Source organism: Sporosarcina sp. P33 (assembly GCF_002077155.1).
Classification (GTDB): domain Bacteria; phylum Bacillota; class Bacilli; order Bacillales_A; family Planococcaceae; genus Sporosarcina.
This window is the reverse complement of record NZ_CP015027.1, coordinates 2,157,395-2,179,908: the sequence shown is the minus strand read 5'-3', so window position 1 is coordinate 2,179,908 and position 22,514 is coordinate 2,157,395. Positions and strand designations below refer to the sequence as shown.

The window sequence follows — 22,514 nt, the reverse complement described above, 5'->3', positions numbered from 1 at the left end:
TAACTTATTGCAATATTTGTTTGATGCTCTTTTCAATTTCGGATTCCTGGGCGTCTTGCTGAACGGTACAAGTACCGAACGCCAGTATGTTTTTTACATTGGTCGTACCATCCACGCCTGTTTTAACAAAGTGGTCTTCGTTCAATTCAATTCCCGTTCCTCTTAAATAAAAAGTAGCCGGAATCAGTCCCTCGCTAAAGATCAGACTGTCGCATTCTATTGTCTGCAGTTCTTTATTTTCCTTATGGATTATATCGATTTTTTCCAAATGGTTTTTCCCGTAAATCATGTGAATCAAGTGCTGATCGGCATTTATTTGTTGTACAGCAACCCCTTTAGCAGCCAGCACTTCTGCCGAAGCCAGCGTTTCCTTGCTGTTTACATAAACTGCCACTTGGTTTCCAGGCAGTATATCTCTGTCCAATAACCCGGCAGCCATATTAGACGTCATGACACCAGCTGGCCTCGTTCCGCCAATTTTGTGGGCTTCCCTCGGTTTTGCCAAACTGCCGGAGCAAATGTAAATATAAGCGGCTTTAATATCTTTGGTGCCGTCCGGCGTTTGAATATTGATTTCATGAGGACTATCATCTGATGACTCAAACAGCCCGATTACTGTAGAGTTTGTCCATATTTCATAAGGAGTATCATTGCATTCACTGATTAAAGACCGTTCTTTTTCAAAGCCCTTTTCCTGATAAATTGCGCTGTTGAAACCGCCCAGTTTCGGGTTATGATCGACCAGCAGCACATTTTTCAATCCAAGCTTTTGGGCAGCCAACATAACTTTCATGCCTGTTATACCTGCACCTATAATGACATGTTCATATTTCATCACAAAGTCCCTCCTTTAACGCCAAGCCGGGAGTTTTGCAGACCTTTTAGAGGAATTTCATCAAGCGTTTGATTCTCTGATAATAAATCTATTATTCGCGGGATACAGCAGTTCCCTTGGCATTCACCCAAAGTTGCGCCCGTTCTTCTTTTTACGCCGTCAATCGTTGTCGGCGGAACTGGACCATGTAATGCATTTGTAATTTCGCTTTTCGTAATAGTTCTGCAAAGACAAATAATTTCGCCCGTGTTTTCTTCCGAATCGTCAAATAAGTTGTCAACCGAGATTTTTGCGTTCTTATTTTCCTGCAGTTGCAGTCCTGCTTTTTCAAGCCGTTCTACTACCACTTCAGCAATTCCTGGAGAAGCGGATAATCCTGTGGAACGTATTCCGGCGGCATGAATAAAGCACTTATTTTTCTCTGATGATTCAATTACATAGTCTCCTGTGCTGCAGACAGATCTGACTCCCGCAAATTGACGAAGACTTTTATATTCTCTCGCTTCCGGTATTAACTTTGCACAGCCGGTCAAGACTTGTTCAATTCCTTCAGCGCTGGTTGAATTATCTTCCTTATCCAGCTGATCTTCTGCCGTCGGACCGAGCAAGAAGCCGCCGAATACAACAGGTGAGATCAAAGTTCCCTTTGATTTAGCTGTAGGAACAGGCAAAATAACTTGCGAAATCTGAATTTCTTCTTCTGTCAAAATGAATTGTCCTTTTCTCGGCGACAAAGTATAGCTTTCATCACCAATCATCCGACTGATCTCGTCCGATTTTATCCCCGTTGCGTTCACAATATATTTTGCAGTAACTTCTTGACCGTTTTCCAGCACAATGACAAAGCCGTCATTCGATTCTTTAATATCGAGGACACCATTTCCGAGAAGCAATTCGGCCCCGTTTAATACAGCTAATTCCGCATATGCACGGGTTGCAGTAAATGGATCGCAGATTGACTCGCCTGGAATGGAAAGAGCACCAACCGTTTGATCTGTAACGGCCGGATTCATTTCCAGAACTTCTTCTCTGTTCAGCCATTCTACCTCCGCACCGTTTTTTTCTGCGTTTGGTATATACGTGCTTTCAATGATCATTCTTTCTTCGTCGCTCGTTGCAATCATGAGCGCCCCGCAAGGAATATATGGGATTTTTAATTGCTCCGCGTAATCCGGCCATAATTCACGTGACCGTTTTAAACATTCTGCCTCCAATGAACCGGGAGGCGCATCAAAACCTGTATGAACAATGCCGCTGTTTGCTTTACTTGCCCCTTCGCAAATATCCGGCTGTTTTTCTATTAAGCAGATTGACAAGTCGTAAAGTGAGAGGCTTCTTAAAATGGCAGTTCCAACGACTCCGCCACCAATAACCACGACGTCTTTGATTGTATTTTGCATTAATCTGTACACCTTTCACACAAAGTAATAAGTAATGTAAGTTAGTATACAATCAACAAAAGTACAAGTCAAACTACTATAAATCCACAGGAAGCTTTAATGAACGTCAATTTACAGCCCAATTCCTTGATCTTTCTACAGCTCTGCTCCAATTGCTCATTAATAATTCTCTTTTTTCTTTTGTCATTTGCGGTGTGTATGTTTTACTTACCTTCCATTTGGAGGCGATTTCATGTACGCTACGAAACTCCCCGATTGCCAATGCGGCTAAATAAGCCGCTCCCAGTGCCGTTGTTTCTGTTATTTTTGGCACCTCAATCGGTATTCCCAATATATCCGCCTGAAATTGCATGAGAAATTCGTTGGAAACCAAGCCGCCGTCTACTTTCATGGATTGAATGGTAATCCCTGTTTCCTTTTCCATTGCATCCATATTTTCTTTCACCTGATATGCGATGCTTTCTAACGCCGCCCTGACAATATGTGCTCTCGTGGTCTCGCCTGTAATACCGACGATCGTCCCGCGGGCATATTGATCCCAATGAGGGGATGCCAACCCCACAAAAGCGGGCACGAAATACACACCGCCTGTATCTGGAACAGAGCGTGCCAATGAATCTGTTTCTTCAGCAGTTTTTATAATACCTATTCCATCTTTTAACCACTGAATCGCTGCGCCTGCGATGTAAATGCCTCCGTCTAAGGCAAATGAGACGTTATTTTCTATTGACCAGGCAACTGTATTGATTAATCCGCTTTTTGACTCAGTTGCCTTCTCTCCCGTATTCATTAACATAAAGCATCCTGTGCCGTAAGTCGTTTTACTGTCACCAGCGCTAAAACATGCCTGACCGAAGAGCGCGGCCTGCTGGTCGACAATACTTCCGCTAATTGAAAGGTTCGCGCCTAAAAAACTTGTTGGATCAGTCTTGCCGTACAGCTCACTGGAAGACCTAATTTCCGCCATCATGGATTTGGGTATAGTCAGTATCTCCAAAATCTCGTCATCCCAGCAGCCGCCAGCGATATTCATGAGCATTGTCCTTGAGGCTGTCGAATGGTCTGTAATATGCAGTTCTTTATTTGTCATCTTCCAAATAAGCCATGTATCCAGCGTACCAGCTGCCAATTGTCCTGCTTCTGCCTTTTCTCTTGCGCCTTCCACATGATCTAAAATCCATTTTATTTTGAGTGCTGAATAGTAAGAGTCCACTGAGAGACCAGTTTTGCTTTTTATTATCTCCCCCCACGTTTCTTTCACTTCATCTGCTTCTTTCGCCGTTCTTTTATCCTGCCAGACGATCGCATTATAGACAGGTATCCCCGTCTTTTTATCCCAAACTACTACTGTTTCCCCTTGATTCGCGATGCCTAGTGAAATGACATCATCTATTTTCAAATCCCCATTTTTCAATGCCGGGTTTATGGACATCTTTGTTTTATCCCATATCTCTAAAGCATCGTGCTCGACCCATCCAGGCTGGGGGTACAACTGTGTGTGTTCAATATAACCTTGTGAATGCACTTCCCAGTCATCATTTAAGATGAGCGTGGTGGTACCCGTTGTCCCCTGGTCAATACCCATGAAAAATTTATTTGATGGTTTCGCCTTCATTTCTTTCCACCTCATCTACTGTTCAAATACCATTTCTCTGTTCAAATACCATTTCTGTAGTTTTTTGCTAGCATTATGTGGTATGTTGTATATATTTCCATTAAAAAGAGTATAAAGCGGTTACAATTCAATAAAATGTGACAACTTCAATTGCACAGTATATTCCGCTATATTTGTTATTTTTTCAAGAGTAAGAATCTGGGAGGATTAGTCAGCGATAGCAATAATTTATGAAAAGAGTTACAGCTTTACAGTCAGATCTAAAGTAAATGATTGCCGCAGCTATTTGAGAATCCCAAGATCCTATTGTGATAAAATTAGATGGAGGAATTTTACTGAATGCACATAACGGATGAAAGTCTTTCTTTGCCCACAAAGACGACCATCCATACGCAGCCATTACAAGAAATGATGAACAGTAAATTATGCGGCCAACACACTACAAATAAATGGAGGTTCTACATTGTTAGCACAAGAGAGATATGAAATCATTATCGACCTTTTACATGAAAATAAAATTGTAAAAGTTTCTGAGCTATGCAAAAAATTTGAGGTGTCCATAGAGACCATTAGAAGAGATCTGGAATATTTAGAGCAAAAAAACAAGTTAAAGCGGATCTACGGCGGAGCAATACTGAAAGAAGAGCCTGCTTTGGAACCTTCGTATACAAAGAGATACACAGAGTACACTAGAGAAAAGAGTCATATTGGAAAAGAGACAGCAAAGCTTGTGGAAGATGGAGACAGTCTGATGATTGACCTGGGAACAACGACTTTAGAAGTTGCCCGCCATTTAAAAGAAAAGAAAAATTTAACGATCATCACAAATAGTATGGTGATAGCGGAAGAGTTAGTGGACGTACCGACATTTAGGGTCATATTGCTTGGAGGGATTTTACGTCCGAACGAATTAAGTTTATCAGGCTCTATTTCTGAACAATTAATTCAAAACTTCACGGTGGATAAAACGATAATTGGCGCAGGCGGTATAACTGCTGACATGATTTCTGACTATCATCTTGAAGAAGCCCGGGTAAGAAGAGCGATGATCGAGAGCGGAAGGTTAGTGATTGCAGTATCTGATCACAGTAAATTCGGCAAAAAGGCATTTGTGAAAGTATGCCCGACCAGTCAAATAGATGTCATGGTTACGGATAATCAATTAAGCCATAAAACTGCACAATTGTATATCGATAAAGGCATAGAAGTAATAGGTTATACGGATCCGTCGGAAGTAAAGTAATTCCCCTCCCCTGTATCATATCTATACACATCAAAAAGTCCCGCCAATCATTGAGATGGCGGGACTTTTTCTTTTATTTCACGCCATGGCCCGGATTAGATAAGCGGCAGACGCCCGATACTTACAGCGCCTACCATGTAATAAATGGCGCTGATCCCGGCGGTGCATTTCCTATCATGTCAATCAACGGGATTACATACCCGAAAGCGACAATAAACAGCATAATTGCGATCCACAAACTCCAGCGTTCAGTCCATTTCGGTGTATCACTGGCATTATCTTCACCTTCCGCAATAGGAAACTCTGTATCTCCTTTTGGCGCAAAGAACATTAAATTGAAGACAATATAGACGATCAGCACGAGACCTATCGTTAACAGTGTTCCTCCCACCGCCAACAAAAGTAAATATGGGTCCCAGCTTGCAGCGACAGCACTATCACCGTATGTCGTATAAGACGTTCTTCTTGGCGCACCCAGAAGACCAACCGTATGCATACCACCGGCCATGAAAAGCATTCCCAGAGTCCATATGAGTGTTTGAATAACGCCTAACTTATTCATTGCCGGCGTAAGTGTCCGCTTTGACAAATAAGGTATCAGCCAATACATTGCACCAAAGAAGGTTAACACAGCTGTTACGCCAACTGTTATATGAAAATGACCTACAACCCACAACGTATTATGAACGACTTGATTCAACTGGTTCGCATTTTGAGCAATTCCTCCTGCTCCCCCCGGGATGAAGAAAATCATCGCGATCATAGGCGCCAGGAAACGCACATCTCCCCAAGGCATTTTTGTAATCCAGCCAAATACCCCATTTGCGCCCTTCTTCCTGCCGACGCGGGCGAATACGAAGAACATAGCAAATGCTGTCATTAAGGAAGGAAAGCCGATGACCATACTCATCAGTGCATGTGTCAATTTAATCCCTTCTGACATTCCCGGGTCGACAATTTGGTGGTGAAAGCCGCCTGGAATGTTAGAAACAACCAGCAGTATAACTACTACCCTTGTTAACGTATCACTGAATAATCTCCCGCCAATCACTTTTGGTACAACTACATACCATAAAGAAACTGCCGTTAAGTACCATATGTTTACGAATGTATGGCCGAAGCTCCAAAATAAAGTTCTGCTGAGCATTACATTGATTTTTTCTGTCCAGCCAAACGCCCAAGGTATAAGCATTAACACTTCTGCTGTTACACCAAGACTTCCAAAAAAGAGAAGTGTGAAAACTCCCATTGCAAAGAATGCCAGTAATGGTATATGTTCGCCGCGGTTTCTCTTTCTCCACTTGGCTATTTGAATAAACCCGCCAAAAGCCGCCATCCATATGCCAGCAACAACAATGAATAAACCGACATAGAACCATGGCGATGCCTTCATAGGCGGATAAAATGTATACATAACAGATGCCTTGCCCATTACGACTGTAGTAACTACAAAAACTACCCCTATTAGCATTGTAACGAGAGCAATCCATCCCATCTTTCTAACGACAGGAAATAAACCGTCCATTGTATGAGAAAGCACTGAGTAAAAATAAGCGATTACAAATAACACGGAGAACACTAAAACTAATAGAATACCATGCGCGGTTAAGACCTGGTAGTAGTTAAAGTTTGCCGGCAGTTCAAGTAATCCGGCACGGTTAAGTCCTTGAAGCAGACCGAGAAGTCCGCCGATAAACAAAGTGACAAAAGCGATTGAGAAATACGTTAATGTAAGACGTGAATCCAGCTTGTTTCCGCCTGATAGTTTACGGAATTTCTTTTCTGTTGTTTCCATTTCATTCACCTCCCTATTTAACTGTAATTGTCATACTCATTAATTGGTGACCTATGCCGCAGTATTCATTACATATTACTAAATACTCACCGGGCTTCGTAAATTTCTGTTTCGCTTCTTGAATATGACCAGGCATGATCATCGCGTTTAAATTTGTTCCAATAACTTGAAAACCATGCATTACATCAGTAGAAGTCATTTTAAAATGTACGGTTGCACCAGCAGGTATTTCAATTGCATTCGGCTCGAATGAGAATGCGCGTAATATCATGACAACTTCATATTCATTCTCACCGATTTTAGAAATCCCCGGATTATCAAACGGCGCTGTTTCCTCAACTTTTTCCGGGTCAATCATACCTACACCACTTGGCGGTCCCTGACCTAATGCAAAGGTTTGTACTCCGCTATACACTACTGCAATAACCAGCATGGAAGCAGCCAAGAAAAGCCAGATCTTTTCATATCGATGCATCTTCATTTGATTCCCTCCCTATAGTCTTACTGAAAAAATGATGAATAATATTAGCCAAAAAAATGCGATACCCCCTCCAACGAATAGGATGGAAGCATACATCGCGTTCCTGAATGACTTCTCATCCACTGTCTCTTCATTGTTCACTTGTTTAGTTGGTGAATTTTTCATTTTGTCCCCCCCTTTAGATAAGTCTTTAATGAAAATGTATAGTAAGTCATTGTAACCGTAACCAATTGAATGAATGAGTTATTATCAGACAGATGAAAACCCAGTTACTATATGAAGTTTTCTGTTTTAATAAACAGGATGATGTTTTGCCCGCTGCCGAGGCATAAAAGATTTATTCGGGTTGGCAATGTTTTACTGCATTTAACCTGTACCAATAAACTTTCCTTCGAATGATGTGCGTATTTTGCTGGGTATGAACTTTACTGAGTTCTTTTTACCTATCTAATTTTAATTTTCAGATTACTAGTCAGGCAGCTGGGTGCTATCAAACGTAATTCATCCAATTTATTATTATCATCCAGACTTTTATCTGTGCAATCTAAATCATTGGCGATAGCAATGTCCTATCCAAAAAACGGAGAAAGGAATAGATTTTCACTAACGTCATTTGACAAGGACTATTTACTGTATATCTAACCTTTAACTATAGTATGAAACATCCAGTGGACTTAAACCTTGATGTACGTCAAGAATAAAAGTCTGCTCAGCAAAGTAATTGTATGGGTGCTGCAACATCACAACCATCACAAAGGACTGTCGGCAATCAGTTTACGGATCTTACAAAAAAATAATCGCCCCTCTATATAAAGGGACGATGTAATGGTTTTATTATTTTTTTCTGATAGATCTTTTGTAAATGGCACGGTATCCGATTAGAAACTGTCTCCGTTTACTTACGTACGGCTCAAATAATCCCTTTCTATTTTGAGGGACTATAAGCATTATTGGCCAGATACTCAAAATAGGTACAAATATTATTACTATCTTGTATGGAAAACTCGCATTACTAAACAGAGTAAATAATTCTTTATGTTTCAGTTATTTCTTTATTAATCTGATTCATTCTTCGATTCGGAAAGAATTGCTGATACTGCTGTCCAAATGGCCTTCGAAAATAAACCTACTTATAATGTTTATTTAATGATCTGACCAGAATGACATACAACACTAGAGTTACTGCTATAGCCGCTGCGTAAAGATTCCAAATATCTGAAAGCAAAAGCTTAGTTATCAGGCTGCTGGCAATTACGGATGCAGCCGCTCCTGCCAGGAGGCTTATTATTTTGGAGGATGTTATTTTGTCACTTAATTCGTGAAATAAAAAGCCGACAACAGCACTGATCACAACCAAAAATATAAACAGAGAGAAAAGCGTGTAGTATATAAACATTGAATTCCCTCCCTTAACTAATAAGTCCGGGGAACTTCGGCATTCCAGCCGGCAAGCTTACACAGGCAGTGCTTACTAATTACGCAGAATGATATACACCAGATATATTACGTAAGCCGCTGCCAGCATTACACCTTCACGCTTTCCGATCCTGAAACCAGTTCTCGAGAACAACAGCAGCACCACGGTCAACACAATCATGATCACCACATCGATAAAAACCTTTTCGTTCACCGCGATCGGCGTAATGGCAGACGAAGCTCCTAATACAAACAGGATATTGAAAATATTGCTCCCTACAATATTCCCCAGAGCAATTTCACTTTCTTTTTTCAGCGCCGCCGAAATAGACGTTACAAGTTCAGGCAAAGATGTTCCAATGGCAATTATTGTTAGTCCGACCAATGTTTCACTCATGCCGAGGGAATAAGCGATCTTCGTGCCATTATCGACGACCAAATCTCCTCCAAAAATGATGGCAATCAGCCCTAACAAAGTAATGACAATATTCTTCCCCCAGCTGATATTCTGTGAGGATGAGACAGGCACGGCATTTTGCCGGCTTTTCAGGCCAAGTTCAATTACATAATACATAAAAATTGATAGGAATAGCAGAAGAATAATCCCGTCACTGCGAGTAAGTACATTACTGCTGAAACCTTGCAGTGCTATATCGCTCATCAGCACGAGCATGACAATACTCGCCAGCATCGTAAATGGAATTTCTTTCTTGATAGTTTCACTTTGAACTTTCAGCGGAAAAAGGAAAGCCGCCAATCCAACTACAACGGTGATATTAAAAATATTGCTGCCCACAACGTTACCTACAGCAACATCCGCATTCCCTCCGAACGCCGCAATAATACTGACAGTCGCTTCCGGAGAACTTGTTCCAAGCGCAACAATAGTCAGCCCGATTAAAATAGGCGGGACGCGCAGCAGTCTTGCGATATTAGAGGAGCCGTCAACGAAAAAATCGGCCCCTTTTATTAATAATATAAATCCAACAATCAGTAAAACATATGACATATGCTTGTATCTCCTATCACGGAATTGTAGTTTCAAACCTTTTGCTTACGGCCTGAGAGTGAACCCCTCAGGCCCTGTTATGATTGAGACATTAGGTGCTTCCCGCACATGCAATGCTTGCCAATGCTGGTACTGCACCCCTTCGTTTTATGAACTGCCCTTTACATGTAAGGGCCATTGTAATTCAAGGGCTGTGGTCAACTATTTGACTGATGATTTTAATTGACCCCACATTTATGCCGGCTGCAAACATTTAAAAACTACAGCTTATCCGGTGGACTATTGTAAGTTGTATGCATAGGGTAACCCAGGGGGGAAACGATGGAAACCAGCATGTATTTTAATTCAATTTGCGATGATTTTGCCAAGATATTAAATGGAAAAAGCAACATACAAAACGGAAGTTGTTCCGTATCATTACACCGCACATTTGGTGTCAGAATGATGGGCAAAGATGCTTCATCGATTTTAGGTGTTGGCGTCAACTTTCAAGATTTAGATAACCAGGGTAATGCATTAAACATTTCTGAAACAGCGGTTTTGCAAGAGGAAGTTCCGGCGTATGTTTATGCATTGACACAACAGGGCATCGCTGTAAGTGCCGTTCACAATCATTGGCTTGTGACTGATCCGCCACAAATTATGTATGTTCACGCCCAGTCAGTTGAACCGCCGCTTCAGTTTGCCCAAAAAATGAAGTATGCATTCTCACAATTAAGCAGTTTGCCTGTATCGTAAGCATCATAATATCTGCGCACGTTCTTTTTAAAGAACCGCTGATTTCTGTTCCAGGCGAATGCGTTTTGCGGAGCGGGCGGTGAACCCGATGGAGTTGCCGCCTACCACTCCCATCGACTAAGAGTTTGCCTGGAATTTTTATATAACCATCCGTTAGTTTAAATAGAAAATCATTGCTTCAAATTTATTATTTTGTATTTAAATAAAATAGTCATTCCGACATTCAAAATGAAATGAACGAAAACCGGAACTAAAATATTATTTGTTTTAAAATATATCCAGCCAAAAACCAGTCCTGGAATGAAGATATTCAAAAACATAATTGGCTTTTTAAAATATTGGACATGGGCGGCCAGAAACAATAAAGTCGTCGACAGAATGGCAATCCATTGGTGATCTGTAAATACGAAGAGCAGGTTTTGAATAATCCCTCTAAATAACAGTTCCTCAAACAATACAATTATAAACATGAAAATAATAATAGCTGACAATGAATGGTCTTGATATGTTTTATTGGTGTCGTCAATGTGTTTCGATGGAATGATAAAGGTTAAGAGGACCCCGAGTGCTAATAAAGCGACAGAAGAAATAACTGCAATCATGATCGATTCTATTGGATTATTTACAGAAAATATATTTCCAATAGTGAGCACATCATAAATCACAAGCGCAAAGATTACAGCAGAACAAACGAATGTAAACGAAGAAAACACAAAAACTGCGTCTTTGATTTTGAAATCACGATTTATATTTTCTGATCCGTTCTTTACATGATCCATACATATGACTTCCTCTCTAGATGACTGGAATAAAGCTAAAATAATATATATAACCATCACTGCTGATTGCCATGCTTCTATTCTTTTACTAGTTTCCAACAATATCTAAAACCAGCGCTGCCAGTTGACTGTCTTGCCAAGTCAAGTGAACACCTCATCAATTTCTGCGCGGTCATAATCTAAAATCCAGCTGTTACACTCTTCATACACCCAGCGTATTGCTTCCTTGTCCGCTCCGAGCAGATCACAGCCCCTGTCATCGTAGACATAGAAGACCGTGCCTTTCGTTTCATTCACAAAGTAGACAGGATAGTGAATGCTCGGACGTATGCCCATATCCTGGTTGCAGACCGCTTTCAGAAGTGACGCATACTGGAAATCCGAACGACGGCATCTTAAACTGAAACGATGTGTACGCCAGTCCCAGGCTTCATCATCTTCCGGATAGATGTATGGCAAGCTCTCGTGCTGCAGCCGGCGCAAAACTGAATGGTCTTTTACATACTTCGCAAAGACGTTCAGCTTCCGACCCAGGGCATATCCTTTTCCAAAGTCGTGCGCATCAACCACAAGGTAAAGCTCATCCTCAGGAGCATGCAAGGCTTCAAATAAGTCAATTGCCCGCCGGTATACCCCTTGTAAATACAGCGGGTTTTCATGAATACTGACAGAGCTTTCGTTCACTCCAAGTTCGAACCGTAAGCTCGTATCCCACGAGTAAAAAAGAGGCGACCCGAGCTTCAGGCCAGGAAATTTATTCATCATACACTCATTTAGCGTCATGTTTCTTCCTTCTTTCTAGAAAAATCCTGTAAAACCGCACGGGTCTTCGCAGAGAAACTGGCTTTATATCTTTATAGGCTTCATTATATATACGGCAATCGTGCCCAACAATGAAGTACTGTGTTATTGCTGTCTAAAATTAAATTTATCTTTTGGCACATTCAAGGTATGCCCATTAATAACTACTGTATCGTTATCTGTCCAAGTGATAATTACCGTATCCTCTTTATAATTCCAATAAATATTTTTCGTTTTATTATTTTCTTGATTGAAAACCAATTCTCCGCGAATAGCATAGGGCACAGTAGCCCCTCCGTTCGTGACATAGACTTTTACTGTGTATTTTCCATCAGGTGATGTTTCTTCCGTCACGTATTCTCCTGTCGGCAATCTGCTCATATCATAGAACGCCCAATACACCCCATAACCAATAAATGCAGTTAACAATAAACTGACGACTAAAAACACTTTTAACGTATTTTTATTAATTGGCTTTGCCCACCTTTTATATGAATTTCTTTCATAGATTCAAAAAATAACTCCTTTACAGCCTTGGCAAAGAGCTGACCCATTTACCGTGCAGCTGGTTTAATCAGCACCTTAATTTCCTCTTTATTCTCCTCTGCCAATTTCTCCAACAACTGTTTCGCTTCTTCATTCATCTTTTCATCGCCGAATTGATAGCCGTCTAATTTTTCTTCAAGAAAGGTAATGAGATTTGCATTGAGTTCATTTATTCTTCTGGCATACTCCTTTTGGTATTCTTCTGGATCCATATTCAATTTTTTTGCTTGAGATTCAGCAAAGTTACGTATTTGCCTGCCGCCTTCATCTTCTGTGTTTTTAGGAGGCAGTTCTGCAAACCAGTCTTGGTCTGTTTCTAAATTTCCAGTGATATCGAGACCCATTTCCTGCACTTCCTGCTTTACCAATTCTAATTTTATTGTTCCGTCCAAATAATCCAATGCTGTCTCATCTGGATATAAGAACCGTAAATCCCCAATTGTAATTTCCTGCCCTTTCACAATGGCCGCCGGTTCATGATCGTCATACTTCGCAATGCCGCTGCAACCGGACAGAAGGAAAATGAGCAGAAAAAGGGAGTATCTGAAAAAACTTGTCATCACTGCACCCCCAAACTTCTTAATTAGAAAAACCAGCCGTTAGTTGGATGGCGGTTTGAATCCGTTGATCTGCGCTGCATACGGATGCTTTCCGCGGCTTCCGCGCAAATCTACTAAATGACTAAATAGAACGTATTTCATAAACTTTAACAACCCGGTAGTTGGATACTTATGTTATAAATTATTCCCGTCAGATAATCGTGGCTTTCACATCCATTTTGCATCATTTTCCACTACATCCTTCAATCGATGGCTGGCTATTTCACGGATTAATTTTAATGGTAAAGGCTCATTCAATTTTAACTGTATTGCGCTTTTAGTTGTTGAGAAAGGTTTGAGTTCTTCGTTAAACACATTAATTGTGGCAGGTGTAGGATAGAAATTTACATGCTTCTTAAATGCTGCAACAGTGAACAAAATCCTGCGATAAGTAAATGCGGGAGCACCCCATTTTAGTTCCTTTTCTGCCTCCGGAACTACCTCAGTAAGACATGTCAGCAAAGCATCTAATGTTCGCTGCGTCTCCAGCGGGAATTGAGATACATATTCTTCAATAGTTTGTGGTTTTTGTTTTGTCATATTTTCAGCTCCAATTACTATTCTCAAATCTGAGGCTTCAACATAATGGCCTGACAGATGCGCAATGGCTATTCAGTTTACACCCCTGTTCGTTTAATACAAATATACATACAGAACAAATAGAATGTAAAATTGTGATGCAGATCGATGAGTTGAAGCTATGCTCTGCATCTTGAATAGCTTAAATGGACAGTTGAGATTCAGGTTACATTTATACATCTAAATTTATTAATGATAATCCTATGATACCCCTTCTTCGTATACTTTTAATCGCCGCGCACGCCGATCGTACCGAAATATGTTTCTTCACCATTTTTGTAAATCTTTGAATACGTAAATTCACGATTTGATTCAATTCGATACAGCCGATACGTATCTTCTGTCGGCTCTTCACTTTCTTTTAAATATAAATGCATTGAATCTGCATCTGTTTCGATATCTAACCCGCCAAAACCTTTTCCGTCAGCGAGAAAATCCTGAGTCACATATAAATATTGAATGTTTTCTTTATCGTAGTATTTATATATTCCATTTCGTCCCTGATCTTGAATCCCCTGTACACTCTGAATGAAGATTTTCACGTTTTCATTGACTTTTTCCTGTGGCACTTCCCGATAAGATACTGTATTTTCACCGCAGCTAGCCAGCAGACTGCTAATCACAATAACAAGTAAAAAAAGTCTTTTCACATTACACAACTCCCTTCGATTCAATAAATATACCATTTCTTTCTATCAACTGTCTTTTTAATAGCGGCATTTTCCGTTAATAGGCTGACAGAGTAACTCCAATCCCCCTACCCATGACGTATTTGTGGTAAAATAAAAGTGTAGATACATCACAGAGTACTGTCACACATTCCATTTCCCCAAAGAGTAAAATACGCTTTTATTTTAAAGGAGGAATTATAAATGGGTAAAGACGACAGAAAAGAAATTGTGAAGACTAACGAAATGCGCACGAAGGAGATCTCTAAAATGATCGGTGAAGGCGGAATGGGCGCGGATAAGTATTATAATATTAAAAAAGTGCCGCCAGCAGAAAAAATCATTGAAGTACCCGAGGACAATAACAGCAAAGACTAATTTAGCGGCAGATGAATCTTGACAGTCACACAACTTTTTCCGAAAATACATTTTAGTAAAAGGTGGAGACGAACATGACTAAAGATGACCGTAAAAAAATTGTTAAAGAACATGAAATGCGCACGAAAGGTATTTCAAGAATGATTGATGAAGGCGGCGTAGGTGCAGACAAATACTACGACATCAAGAAAGATGGACTTAAGGGAGAATATGTTCCGATAGACGATAACGTGAAAAAAGACGACGATAAATAAATAACATCACAACACGCCACCGCAAAGTGGCGTGTTTTTACTGCGCGATCGAAAAAAGACTCCCGCATGAAACGGAAGTCTTTCATTCTTATAATATATACTTATCAATCTTCAATACCAATTCAGCAATTTCTGGCTTGCTGACTTGATCGTCCGCTCCGACACTGTCGCCTTTGTGCTTCAGGTCATCTGTAATGAGTGAAGAGAAGATAATGACCGGCAGTTCCGCGAGTTTCGGCGTTTCACGAATCCGTCTCGTGAAATGATGGCCATCCATCTGCGGCATCTCGATATCTGTGATGACGAGTTGAATCTCTTTTTTTACATCGACGTCATCCGTCGCCAGTGTCATCAAATAATCCAGCGCATCCTGACCGTTCTCATAAAAATCCAGATTTTCATAGCCCGCTTCGCTGAGTGTATCATGCAATAATTTACGCAATAACGGCGAATCTTCCGCGATTAAAATTCGTTTATCAGAACGTTCCCGTTTTCCAAGTTTTTTCACTTGATCGACGTTAATGCCTGCTTCCGGATTGATATCCAGAATAATCTTTTCAAAATCAAGCAGCAGCAACATGTCGCCGTCCAGTTTAATGACGCCGATCACCTGTGAGTTCTCCGCCGCATAAATGCCCGAAGGTTTCTCGATTTGATTCCAGGAAATACGATGGATCTGTGTCACATTGTGCACACGGAACACGACAGTCTGCTTATTGAATGAAGCAACAATATATTTTGCATCTTGCGGATTGACGGAAGGCGCCATCCCTAAGATTTTCTCCATACTGATGACCGGCAGCACTTCTCCGCGCAACTGGATGATACCTTCCACTGCAAAGTGCGCATGAGGAATCGGTGTAATAGGCAGCGGCATAATGATTTCCTTTACTTTGATCACGTTGATGCCATAACGGTTACCCTGCATTTCAAAACCGACAATTTCCAGTTCATTTGTGCCGCTTTCCAATAAAATACCTGAATCATTGGACAATTTCTTCCACCCTCTCAGACAATTTAATCTATTTCCTTATACTTATACGCCATATCCATATTTTGTCGATGTATAGGACTACTATACCATACAGGATGTCTGGGAATCTACGTAATTTCAGAAGAATCTATCTGCCCGCTTCATTTTATTGGGAATGCGCTTAGATTCGGAGATTTCTTGCGCTTCATTGCTTCTGCCACCCAGTCATTCAGCTGCGGAACAGTCAGCGGCCTTGAAAAGTAATACCCTTGAAAAGTTAAATCAGACTTTAGTTCCAGCAGAAACTCCGCTTGCTTCTGCCGCTCTACCCCTTCAATGACGACAGCCAAATCCATCGAGCAGCCAATCGCCAGGATGGCATTCAGCACGGCACATTTCTTTGGCGGTGCTGGCACCCCGTCTGTAAAAGATTTATCGATTTTCAGCGTCGTGATCGGCAGCTGCTGCAAATAGGAAAGCGATGATACGCCTGTTCCAAAATCATCAAGAGCCACCGAAAAACCATAGCGCTTGAACCGCTTCATAGCAGCAATCGCCTGCGGAATCGATTTCGCGGTACTTGTTTCTGTAATTTCCAGCTCAATACGGCTTGGATCGATTTTATACGCACCGGTTTCTTTCCAAAGCAAGTCCAGCAAATGGGGATCTGTCACATACTCCCCCGGTATATTGATGGCTACCTGAGGTATATGTGTGCCCTGGGAATCCCAGTTATGAATCTGTCTGCACACTTCCCGGATGATCCAGTCAGTCACTTCTCCCATCCGTCCATCCTGCTCTAAAATCGGAACGAACGTGGCAGGCGGAATCGGCCCAAGATCCGGATGCATCCAGCGCAGCAACGCTTCGACCCCGACAAATTCAGCATGGGCACCTTTCACTTTCGGCTGATAGACGAGGGAAATATGATTTTCCTTGAGCGCCTTGGAAATATCACGCAATACATCCCGCTCATAAGACATACCGTGGATGGCAGGATCGAACGTCAGCAAGCCCCACTCACGTGTAATCGCTGCCTGTTCCACGACCATCATCGCCTCTTTATACAACTGCTTGACTGATTTATGCTGATCGGCTTTTGCCACCCCGCAAACGTAGCGCATCTCTTGCCGTTTGATCGGCAGCAATTGATCGATTTCCCGCTGCATAATGACTAAAAACTTATGAAAATCTGCGTAACGTCCTGCCTGCTTGACATAAAACAAATAACGGTTCCCGCTGACACGGTACAACTCGGTGAATGTAGGTTTCCACTTCGCAAGCAGCGAGCCAATTTCCTGCAGGATTTCGTCCCCCGCTTCATAGCCGTATAATTGATTGATCCGCTGAAGGTCAGGGAAATTCCAGACTGCCACATCCCCCGCTGCCACGTCATCGGTTAAACAACGCTCCCAATTCCGGCGGTTCGGAAGTTTTGTCAATACGTCAAAATACTTTAGCCAATAATCCAAATAACCGTCTACATATGAAACCAATAGCATCGCAACAAGCAGCAAACCCGCTCCGACACCTATTAATGTATTCATGAAATGCATATGCATCACGGGTTCACCTAACGCTTGTCCAGTTTCTATGTAAAAGCCCGTTCCGAACATTCCGATAAAGTGCACGGCTGCTGTTCCGGCAGTCAGAAACGCGACTGCTGACACTTTCGATAACACCGCGCGTTTCGGATGACTGATCGCCCGAAGTGCGAAATAGGTCAACAACCCGGCAATTACGTTTGCCAGTATCATCAGCAACCAATTATAGCTGATGTACACATCCATCTTCATCGCTTTCATACCGAGTAAATGCATGATGCTCATCCCGTCTGCTATGAGCGCCGCCGCTACCGCATGACGCCAGCATATTTTCATCGGGGTCTGCACAAGATGGAATGCCAGCAACGCCGCAAAAAATATCGGCAGAATACAAAGGAATCCCCATGTGTAGTCTACATGCATTTCTACGGGCAGCACGAGTGAATTCATCGCCAGGAAATGTGTAGACCATATTCCGAATGCGAGTGCCAGCGAAGCCAGCACAAGCCAGACTTCCCGTTTGAAAAAGCTGGGTTTTTGCATCCGGTCATATAGATTAAGCGTCGTAAAGGAAGCGAACACTATTACCAGAATGGACAATATGTTCATTTCCAGCGAATAGGAACCGGTTAATTGTGATAGTTCTTGGTAGTCTGGTGCACTAAACATCCGTTCCACCTCCTCAACCCATATAAAAGGGAGATTCATACTTTATAGTGATTCTAACTACTCATGGTAAACGTTATACATAAAAGTTTATTCTACTATTATTTACTATTTTACTAGTATAGTCAATTTATTTCCGAGTAATATGGAGGTGTTTCTCCCTGTTTTTAGTAACTTTCTGCTGGCATTATGTTTTATTTGTAAGGGATCGCAACAGATGTACAAAGTGTACGTACTTCTATCGCCGCAGTATGGTAGAATACAGGAAATTACTGCTTAAAGGAGAGAGTTTATGCCTATCTACAATAAACTTGTACGTGACTTGATTCCACAGATTATCGAAGCCGATGGAAAGACATGTGTAACCCAGACACTTAATGAGACGCAATACATTGCTGAATTGAATAAGAAAATGCACGAAGAGCTCGCGGAGTATGAAGAAGCCGATACAGCAGAAGCAGCAGTGGAAGAACTGTCCGACTTACTGGAACTGATCCATGCGGCTGCCAATCATCATGGCGTGACAGTTGAGGAGCTGGAAACGGTGCGCGCCGAAAAAGCCAGTGCACGCGGCGGATTCACAGACCGGATTTTTCTAGTGGAAGTACAAGATGACTAAACTGCGGCTGCTGACGAAAAACTTGGTGAATGACTTAAAACAACTGACTGCAGAAGCAGATACAATCTACTGGATGACGTCATTTATGATGAAGTCAGGCGTTAAGGAAGTACTTCCCTCTCTTCGTGATGCTGCCATTCGCGGCGCAGAAATCAAGATCCTGACAGGCGATTATCTATCCATCACTCAGCCTGATGCCCTTACTTTACTGTACGATGGATTGCCGGGCGCCGAACTTCGGATGATGGAGAGCGGCGGCACTTCCTTTCACCCGAAAGCCTATCTATTTAAGTCAGCAGACAGCGCTGCCGTGATCATCGGCTCCTCGAATCTTTCTAAATCCGCATTAACTAATGGAATCGAGTGGAATCTCTACGCGCCGTCGTCTGCAGATGAAGATATTTTCGAGACCTCTGCCAGCGCATTTACAGAAATGTTCTTGTCGCCGAACACCGTAGCAATCAATGAGAATCAAATCGAACAATACCGGCAGCGATATGACGAAACCAATCGAAAACTGCCATTCAGTTCTATATGGGAGCCATATACAGCCGCGACCGAAATCGAAATGACATTTGGTCCGGCTGAACATGCACCCGCCGAAAGTTTCACCGATCCCGCAGCCACGTATGAGTCAGCTGTACTGGAACCGCGGCCTGCACAGGAACTTGCGCTGGCTGCTCTAAATGAAACTGTCAAAAATGGCTATGAAAAAGCGCTCGCTGTTCTCGCTACCGGACTCGGTAAAACATACCTAGCCGCGTTCTTCGCTGAATCGTTCAAACGCGTACTTTTCATTGCCCATCGTGAAGAACTGCTGATACAGGCGCAAGCTTCCTTCTCGCGCGTTTTTCCGAACCGGACGAGCGGTATTTATAACGGCCAGCAAAAAGAAACTGACACAGAATTTGTTTTCGCATCTATCCAGACGCTCGCCAGACAATACCATCTGGAGAAGTTCTCTTCAGCCGCGTTCGATTTGATTGTCGTGGATGAATTCCATCATGCGGCGGCCACTACATATGAACGCGTCCTGGATTACTTTACGCCAGAATTTCTGCTCGGCCTCACCGCCACACCGGACCGGCTCGACAATAAAGATGTCTACAGCCTGTGCAACGGCAATGAAGCGATCTCTATCCACTTTCTGGACGCCATCCGGCAAAATTGGCTTTCCCCTTTCGTCTATTACGGTGTACTGGACAAAACGGATTACAGCGAGCTGAAATGGCGCAATAACCGCTATGACGAAGAGGAACTGTCCCGGCTGCAATTGCGGGACAGTTACGCGGAAGCTGTAATCACTGCATGGAACGAACATAAGAAAACCCGCACCATCGCCTTCTGTTCTTCCGTTAAACAAGCCAGTTTCCTAAGCGACTACTTCACAGAAGCCGGCTTCCGTTCACTTGCGCTGCACGGAGGCACGGACCGGCACACACGCATTGCAGCCCGAAACATGCTGGAAACTGGTCAACTCGATATGATCTTCACCGTCGACTTATTTAATGAAGGCGTCGACATCCCGAACGTCGATACTTTATTATTCGTCCGCCCTACCGAATCATTAACTGTCTTCACGCAGCAAATCGGCCGCGGTTTACGAATCGCGCCAGGCAAGTCACACTGCGTAATCATTGACCTGATTGGAAACTATCGCAATGCCCGGAAAAAGTTCCAAGTATTCAACGAGTCGAACGAGCTGCCGGCGAAGATCAGCAGCGGGACATTCAGTGAACCGAGTTATTTTGAATTTCATTTTGAAACGGCTGTCGTTGATCTGCTTGAAGCTATGAAACAAAATGAACCTGTCCAGCAACGGCTGATTACTGCCTATTTTGAACTAAAAGCTGAACTGGGGCACCGCCCTTCCTATCTGGAATACCATCTGAAAGCCACTGAAGATGCAAAAGCCATCCAGCAAAAATTCAAGACGTACCCGCTACTCCTGAAATATGCTGATGAACTGAATGATTTGGAGAAAGAAGTTCTTACACAGCATAAAGATTGGCTAATTGAAGTGAACAAGACGACAATGACGAAAAGCTATAAGATGATTTTGTTAAAGTACATGCTGACGAGAGGACCTGCCAATTGGCATCAGCCCGTCACCCCAAAAGAAGCTGCGCCGTTTTTCCATGCGTATTTGATGGAGAAGCCCTATCGCCGTGATGCAGATCTGTCGGATAAACAAGGCAAATCACTCCGGCTATATAATGAAGAAAAGATAGCCAAACTGATTGCTGCCATGCCGATGACGAAGTGGAGCGGGGCTTCTAAAGGCAAGATTGTGTTTGAGGACGGGATGTTCATACCTAAGATAGATGTTGCAGAGGAGCACGAGGAAATCTTGTACGGCTGGGTGAAGGAGATTTGTGAATATCGCCTGCATTGGTATTTTGAAAGAAAGAGTGCTGACATATAAGCTTTCCACTTTGCTGCTGTTATTCTATAACTACTATCCTTGAACTCAATAGGCACTCTTCCTCAGCTTCGCATTTATTCAAGAACAGCCCTGCCGATTATGAATCTTTGCTCGTCTTGATTATTTCAATTGGGCTTCAGGTGCTGTTGAATACCCCGCAGCACCTGAAGATTACACATTTGCACAAACTTTTTTACGACACTGTGCACGCTTACCCAATGCGTGCATAGTGTTTTTTGTCTAACTTCTTCTTGAAGCCCCTTTTGAATATTTCCTGTACATTGTTGATCGTGACATACGCTTCTTCATCGGTATGCTGTAAAATGCGTCGCAGCTGAACGAGTTCTGACTGATTAATGATCACATACAAAATATCTTTTGTTTCCATTGTGTAGCCGCCGCGGCCTTCGAGGATGGTGACGCCTCTTCCCATAGTAGTCAGCAGTTCCTGTCGAATGGTTTCCTGGTGATTAGAGATAATCATCACAGCTTTTCGATCGTCTGCCCCGCCAACGATTTTATCAATGACAATCGCCCCGACATAGACAGCCACTAATGTATACATCGCCTTTTCTATTCCTATAACGAAAACCGAGAGCAAGATGACTGCGATATCAATGACCAGCATGGATTTACCTACACTCCAGCCTAGCAATTGGGACATCAGTCTGGCCAATATGGTTGCCCCGCCGGAGGTTCCGCCGACTCTGAAAATAATTCCAAGGCCCATGCCCACGAACAGCCCGGCAAACAATGCAGCCAAGAGCGTGTCATCGCTGAATTTCACTCCCCAATGGACGCTCAGCTGCAAAAATACCGACATGAAAACAGTCGTGATCAGTGTATAAATAAACGACCTTTTGTCTAAAAATTTATAGCCTACTAAAATCAAAACCAAGTTTAACACGAGACTGGCTGCTGCAGTTGACCAGTTAAATACATAATGCGCGATAATGGAAAGTCCAATCACGCCGCCTTCAGACAGCATGTTTGGAATTGCGAAGTAGTTAATTCCAATTGCGAAAAGCAATGAGCCCGCAATCAAGGCTGCATAATCGATCCATTTCTGTTTCATAACTACACCCCTCCTGTCTCATCAGGTGAACCAAATGAGTTGTTGTGTACATAAAATGGTCCTCACCTGTTGTAAG

At 42.4% G+C, this 22,514-nt stretch carries 23 protein-coding genes; 6 read left to right on the top strand and 17 right to left on the bottom strand.

Annotated elements, in window-relative coordinates; all coding sequences use genetic code 11:
* Window positions 1-4: 4 nt before the first annotated feature.
* From SporoP33_RS10875 to glpK, 3 genes are all read right to left on the bottom strand, one after another.
* On the bottom strand, window positions 5-835 hold the full coding sequence (locus SporoP33_RS10875) for an FAD-dependent oxidoreductase (RefSeq protein WP_081243725.1): 831 nt from the start codon (window positions 833-835) through the stop codon (window positions 5-7).
* The gene (locus SporoP33_RS10870; protein WP_081243724.1) at window positions 835-2,235 is read right to left on the bottom strand and encodes an NAD(P)/FAD-dependent oxidoreductase; all 1,401 of its coding nucleotides are present in this window, start codon (window positions 2,233-2,235) and stop codon (window positions 835-837) included. The genes SporoP33_RS10875 and SporoP33_RS10870 overlap by 1 nt, the downstream gene beginning before the upstream one ends.
* 106 nt (window positions 2,236-2,341) lie before the next feature.
* A complete protein-coding gene (gene glpK, locus SporoP33_RS10865; RefSeq protein WP_081243723.1) occupies window positions 2,342-3,850 on the bottom strand; it encodes a glycerol kinase GlpK in 1,509 nt (502 codons plus the stop codon).
* A gap of 463 nt (window positions 3,851-4,313) precedes the next feature.
* Between glpK and SporoP33_RS10860 the strand changes: the two genes are divergently transcribed.
* On the top strand, window positions 4,314-5,093 hold the full coding sequence (locus SporoP33_RS10860; protein ID WP_081243722.1) for a DeoR/GlpR family DNA-binding transcription regulator: 780 nt from the start codon (window positions 4,314-4,316) through the stop codon (window positions 5,091-5,093).
* Between the two features lie 130 nt (window positions 5,094-5,223).
* Here the strand turns inward: SporoP33_RS10860 and SporoP33_RS10855 are convergent, their stop codons facing one another.
* From SporoP33_RS10855 to SporoP33_RS10840, 5 genes are all read right to left on the bottom strand, one after another.
* On the bottom strand, window positions 5,224-6,888 hold the full coding sequence (locus tag SporoP33_RS10855; protein ID WP_081243721.1) for a cbb3-type cytochrome c oxidase subunit I: 1,665 nt from the start codon (window positions 6,886-6,888) through the stop codon (window positions 5,224-5,226).
* Between the two features lie 13 nt (window positions 6,889-6,901).
* Entirely contained in the window at window positions 6,902-7,369 is a 468-nt protein-coding gene (locus SporoP33_RS10850; protein WP_081243720.1) for a cytochrome c oxidase subunit II, read from the bottom strand.
* A gap of 12 nt (window positions 7,370-7,381) precedes the next feature.
* Window positions 7,382-7,534 (bottom strand): hypothetical protein, encoded by a 153-nt coding sequence (locus tag SporoP33_RS16025; RefSeq protein ID WP_155961338.1) that lies wholly within the window; start codon window positions 7,532-7,534, stop codon window positions 7,382-7,384.
* Between the two features lie 961 nt (window positions 7,535-8,495).
* Window positions 8,496-8,765 carry a hypothetical protein gene (locus SporoP33_RS10845; RefSeq protein ID WP_081243719.1) on the bottom strand — a complete coding sequence of 90 codons (270 nt, stop codon included), beginning with the start codon at window positions 8,763-8,765 and terminating at the stop codon, window positions 8,496-8,498.
* A 75-nt stretch (window positions 8,766-8,840) separates the two neighbouring features.
* On the bottom strand, window positions 8,841-9,794 hold the full coding sequence (locus tag SporoP33_RS10840; protein WP_081243718.1) for a calcium/sodium antiporter: 954 nt from the start codon (window positions 9,792-9,794) through the stop codon (window positions 8,841-8,843).
* A gap of 321 nt (window positions 9,795-10,115) precedes the next feature.
* On the opposite strand from SporoP33_RS10840, the gene SporoP33_RS10835 reads away from it, so the two are divergent.
* On the top strand, window positions 10,116-10,532 hold the full coding sequence (locus tag SporoP33_RS10835) for a DUF1259 domain-containing protein (protein ID WP_231293235.1): 417 nt from the start codon (window positions 10,116-10,118) through the stop codon (window positions 10,530-10,532).
* 170 nt (window positions 10,533-10,702) lie between these two features.
* On the opposite strand, the gene SporoP33_RS10830 is transcribed toward SporoP33_RS10835, so the two are convergent.
* The 6 genes from SporoP33_RS10830 to SporoP33_RS10805 all read right to left on the bottom strand — a co-directional run bounded on the left by SporoP33_RS10830 (window position 10,703) and on the right by SporoP33_RS10805 (window position 14,486).
* Complete coding sequence (locus SporoP33_RS10830; RefSeq protein WP_081243717.1) at window positions 10,703-11,311, bottom strand: CPBP family intramembrane glutamic endopeptidase; 609 nt, start codon at window positions 11,309-11,311, stop codon at window positions 10,703-10,705.
* Window positions 11,312-11,452: 141 nt separating this feature from the next.
* Complete coding sequence (locus SporoP33_RS10825) at window positions 11,453-12,094, bottom strand: DUF3885 domain-containing protein (protein ID WP_081243716.1); 642 nt, start codon at window positions 12,092-12,094, stop codon at window positions 11,453-11,455.
* Window positions 12,095-12,217: 123 nt separating this feature from the next.
* Window positions 12,218-12,514 carry a DUF5412 family protein gene (locus SporoP33_RS10820; RefSeq protein WP_369821978.1) on the bottom strand — a complete coding sequence of 99 codons (297 nt, stop codon included), beginning with the start codon at window positions 12,512-12,514 and terminating at the stop codon, window positions 12,218-12,220.
* A gap of 152 nt (window positions 12,515-12,666) precedes the next feature.
* Window positions 12,667-13,218 (bottom strand): hypothetical protein, encoded by a 552-nt coding sequence (locus tag SporoP33_RS10815; protein ID WP_081243714.1) that lies wholly within the window; start codon window positions 13,216-13,218, stop codon window positions 12,667-12,669.
* 207 nt (window positions 13,219-13,425) lie between these two features.
* Complete coding sequence (locus SporoP33_RS10810; RefSeq protein ID WP_081243713.1) at window positions 13,426-13,797, bottom strand: iron chaperone; 372 nt, start codon at window positions 13,795-13,797, stop codon at window positions 13,426-13,428.
* A gap of 266 nt (window positions 13,798-14,063) precedes the next feature.
* On the bottom strand, window positions 14,064-14,486 hold the full coding sequence (locus tag SporoP33_RS10805; protein WP_081243712.1) for a hypothetical protein: 423 nt from the start codon (window positions 14,484-14,486) through the stop codon (window positions 14,064-14,066).
* 222 nt (window positions 14,487-14,708) lie between these two features.
* Between SporoP33_RS10805 and SporoP33_RS16020 the strand changes: the two genes are divergently transcribed.
* Window positions 14,709-14,882, top strand: a complete 174-nt coding sequence (locus tag SporoP33_RS16020) for a hypothetical protein (RefSeq protein ID WP_155961337.1) — start codon at window positions 14,709-14,711, stop codon at window positions 14,880-14,882.
* Between the two features lie 74 nt (window positions 14,883-14,956).
* The gene (locus SporoP33_RS10800) at window positions 14,957-15,136 is read left to right on the top strand and encodes a hypothetical protein (RefSeq protein WP_081243711.1); all 180 of its coding nucleotides are present in this window, start codon (window positions 14,957-14,959) and stop codon (window positions 15,134-15,136) included.
* 88 nt (window positions 15,137-15,224) lie between these two features.
* On the opposite strand, the gene SporoP33_RS10795 is transcribed toward SporoP33_RS10800, so the two are convergent.
* Both SporoP33_RS10795 and SporoP33_RS10790 read right to left on the bottom strand, forming a co-directional pair.
* The gene (locus tag SporoP33_RS10795) at window positions 15,225-16,130 is read right to left on the bottom strand and encodes a chemotaxis protein (RefSeq protein WP_081243710.1); all 906 of its coding nucleotides are present in this window, start codon (window positions 16,128-16,130) and stop codon (window positions 15,225-15,227) included.
* Window positions 16,131-16,270: 140 nt separating this feature from the next.
* Window positions 16,271-18,322 (bottom strand): bifunctional diguanylate cyclase/phosphodiesterase, encoded by a 2,052-nt coding sequence (locus SporoP33_RS10790; RefSeq protein WP_196796772.1) that lies wholly within the window; start codon window positions 18,320-18,322, stop codon window positions 16,271-16,273.
* Window positions 18,323-18,611: 289 nt separating this feature from the next.
* Between SporoP33_RS10790 and SporoP33_RS10785 the strand changes: the two genes are divergently transcribed.
* Together SporoP33_RS10785 and SporoP33_RS10780 are read left to right on the top strand one after the other, a co-directional pair.
* Window positions 18,612-18,938 carry a nucleoside triphosphate pyrophosphohydrolase gene (locus SporoP33_RS10785; protein ID WP_081243708.1) on the top strand — a complete coding sequence of 109 codons (327 nt, stop codon included), beginning with the start codon at window positions 18,612-18,614 and terminating at the stop codon, window positions 18,936-18,938.
* Window positions 18,931-21,363 carry a DEAD/DEAH box helicase family protein gene (locus tag SporoP33_RS10780; RefSeq protein ID WP_081243707.1) on the top strand — a complete coding sequence of 811 codons (2,433 nt, stop codon included), beginning with the start codon at window positions 18,931-18,933 and terminating at the stop codon, window positions 21,361-21,363. Before SporoP33_RS10785 ends, SporoP33_RS10780 begins: the two co-directional genes overlap by 8 nt.
* Before the next feature lie 211 nt (window positions 21,364-21,574).
* Here the strand turns inward: SporoP33_RS10780 and SporoP33_RS10775 are convergent, their stop codons facing one another.
* Window positions 21,575-22,438 carry a YitT family protein gene (locus SporoP33_RS10775; protein ID WP_081243706.1) on the bottom strand — a complete coding sequence of 288 codons (864 nt, stop codon included), beginning with the start codon at window positions 22,436-22,438 and terminating at the stop codon, window positions 21,575-21,577.
* Window positions 22,439-22,514 lie beyond the last annotated feature (76 nt).

What these genes read in the sequence shown, in the direction of transcription:
- SporoP33_RS10830 (WP_081243717.1), bottom strand. Translation starts at nt 11,311, where the DNA reads ATGGATCATGTAAAGAACGGATCAGAAAATATAAATCGTGATTTCAAA.
- SporoP33_RS10800 (WP_081243711.1), top strand. Translation starts at nt 14,957, where the DNA reads ATGACTAAAGATGACCGTAAAAAAATTGTTAAAGAACATGAAATGCGC.
- SporoP33_RS10790 (WP_196796772.1), bottom strand. Translation starts at nt 18,322, where the DNA reads ATGTTTAGTGCACCAGACTACCAAGAACTATCACAATTAACCGGTTCC.
- SporoP33_RS10775 (WP_081243706.1), bottom strand. Translation starts at nt 22,438, where the DNA reads ATGAAACAGAAATGGATCGATTATGCAGCCTTGATTGCGGGCTCATTG.
- SporoP33_RS10815 (WP_081243714.1), bottom strand. Translation starts at nt 13,218, where the DNA reads ATGACAAGTTTTTTCAGATACTCCCTTTTTCTGCTCATTTTCCTTCTG.
- SporoP33_RS10780 (WP_081243707.1), top strand. Translation starts at nt 18,931, where the DNA reads ATGACTAAACTGCGGCTGCTGACGAAAAACTTGGTGAATGACTTAAAA.
- SporoP33_RS10875 (WP_081243725.1), bottom strand. Translation starts at nt 835, where the DNA reads ATGAAATATGAACATGTCATTATAGGTGCAGGTATAACAGGCATGAAA.
- SporoP33_RS16020 (WP_155961337.1), top strand. Translation starts at nt 14,709, where the DNA reads ATGGGTAAAGACGACAGAAAAGAAATTGTGAAGACTAACGAAATGCGC.
- SporoP33_RS10810 (WP_081243713.1), bottom strand. Translation starts at nt 13,797, where the DNA reads ATGACAAAACAAAAACCACAAACTATTGAAGAATATGTATCTCAATTC.
- glpK (WP_081243723.1), bottom strand. Translation starts at nt 3,850, where the DNA reads ATGAAGGCGAAACCATCAAATAAATTTTTCATGGGTATTGACCAGGGG.
- SporoP33_RS10845 (WP_081243719.1), bottom strand. Translation starts at nt 8,765, where the DNA reads ATGTTTATATACTACACGCTTTTCTCTCTGTTTATATTTTTGGTTGTG.
- SporoP33_RS10835 (WP_231293235.1), top strand. Translation starts at nt 10,116, where the DNA reads ATGGAAACCAGCATGTATTTTAATTCAATTTGCGATGATTTTGCCAAG.
- SporoP33_RS16025 (WP_155961338.1), bottom strand. Translation starts at nt 7,534, where the DNA reads ATGAAAAATTCACCAACTAAACAAGTGAACAATGAAGAGACAGTGGAT.
- SporoP33_RS10855 (WP_081243721.1), bottom strand. Translation starts at nt 6,888, where the DNA reads ATGGAAACAACAGAAAAGAAATTCCGTAAACTATCAGGCGGAAACAAG.
- SporoP33_RS10850 (WP_081243720.1), bottom strand. Translation starts at nt 7,369, where the DNA reads ATGAAGATGCATCGATATGAAAAGATCTGGCTTTTCTTGGCTGCTTCC.
- SporoP33_RS10840 (WP_081243718.1), bottom strand. Translation starts at nt 9,794, where the DNA reads ATGTCATATGTTTTACTGATTGTTGGATTTATATTATTAATAAAAGGG.
- SporoP33_RS10785 (WP_081243708.1), top strand. Translation starts at nt 18,612, where the DNA reads ATGCCTATCTACAATAAACTTGTACGTGACTTGATTCCACAGATTATC.
- SporoP33_RS10825 (WP_081243716.1), bottom strand. Translation starts at nt 12,094, where the DNA reads ATGACGCTAAATGAGTGTATGATGAATAAATTTCCTGGCCTGAAGCTC.
- SporoP33_RS10870 (WP_081243724.1), bottom strand. Translation starts at nt 2,235, where the DNA reads ATGCAAAATACAATCAAAGACGTCGTGGTTATTGGTGGCGGAGTCGTT.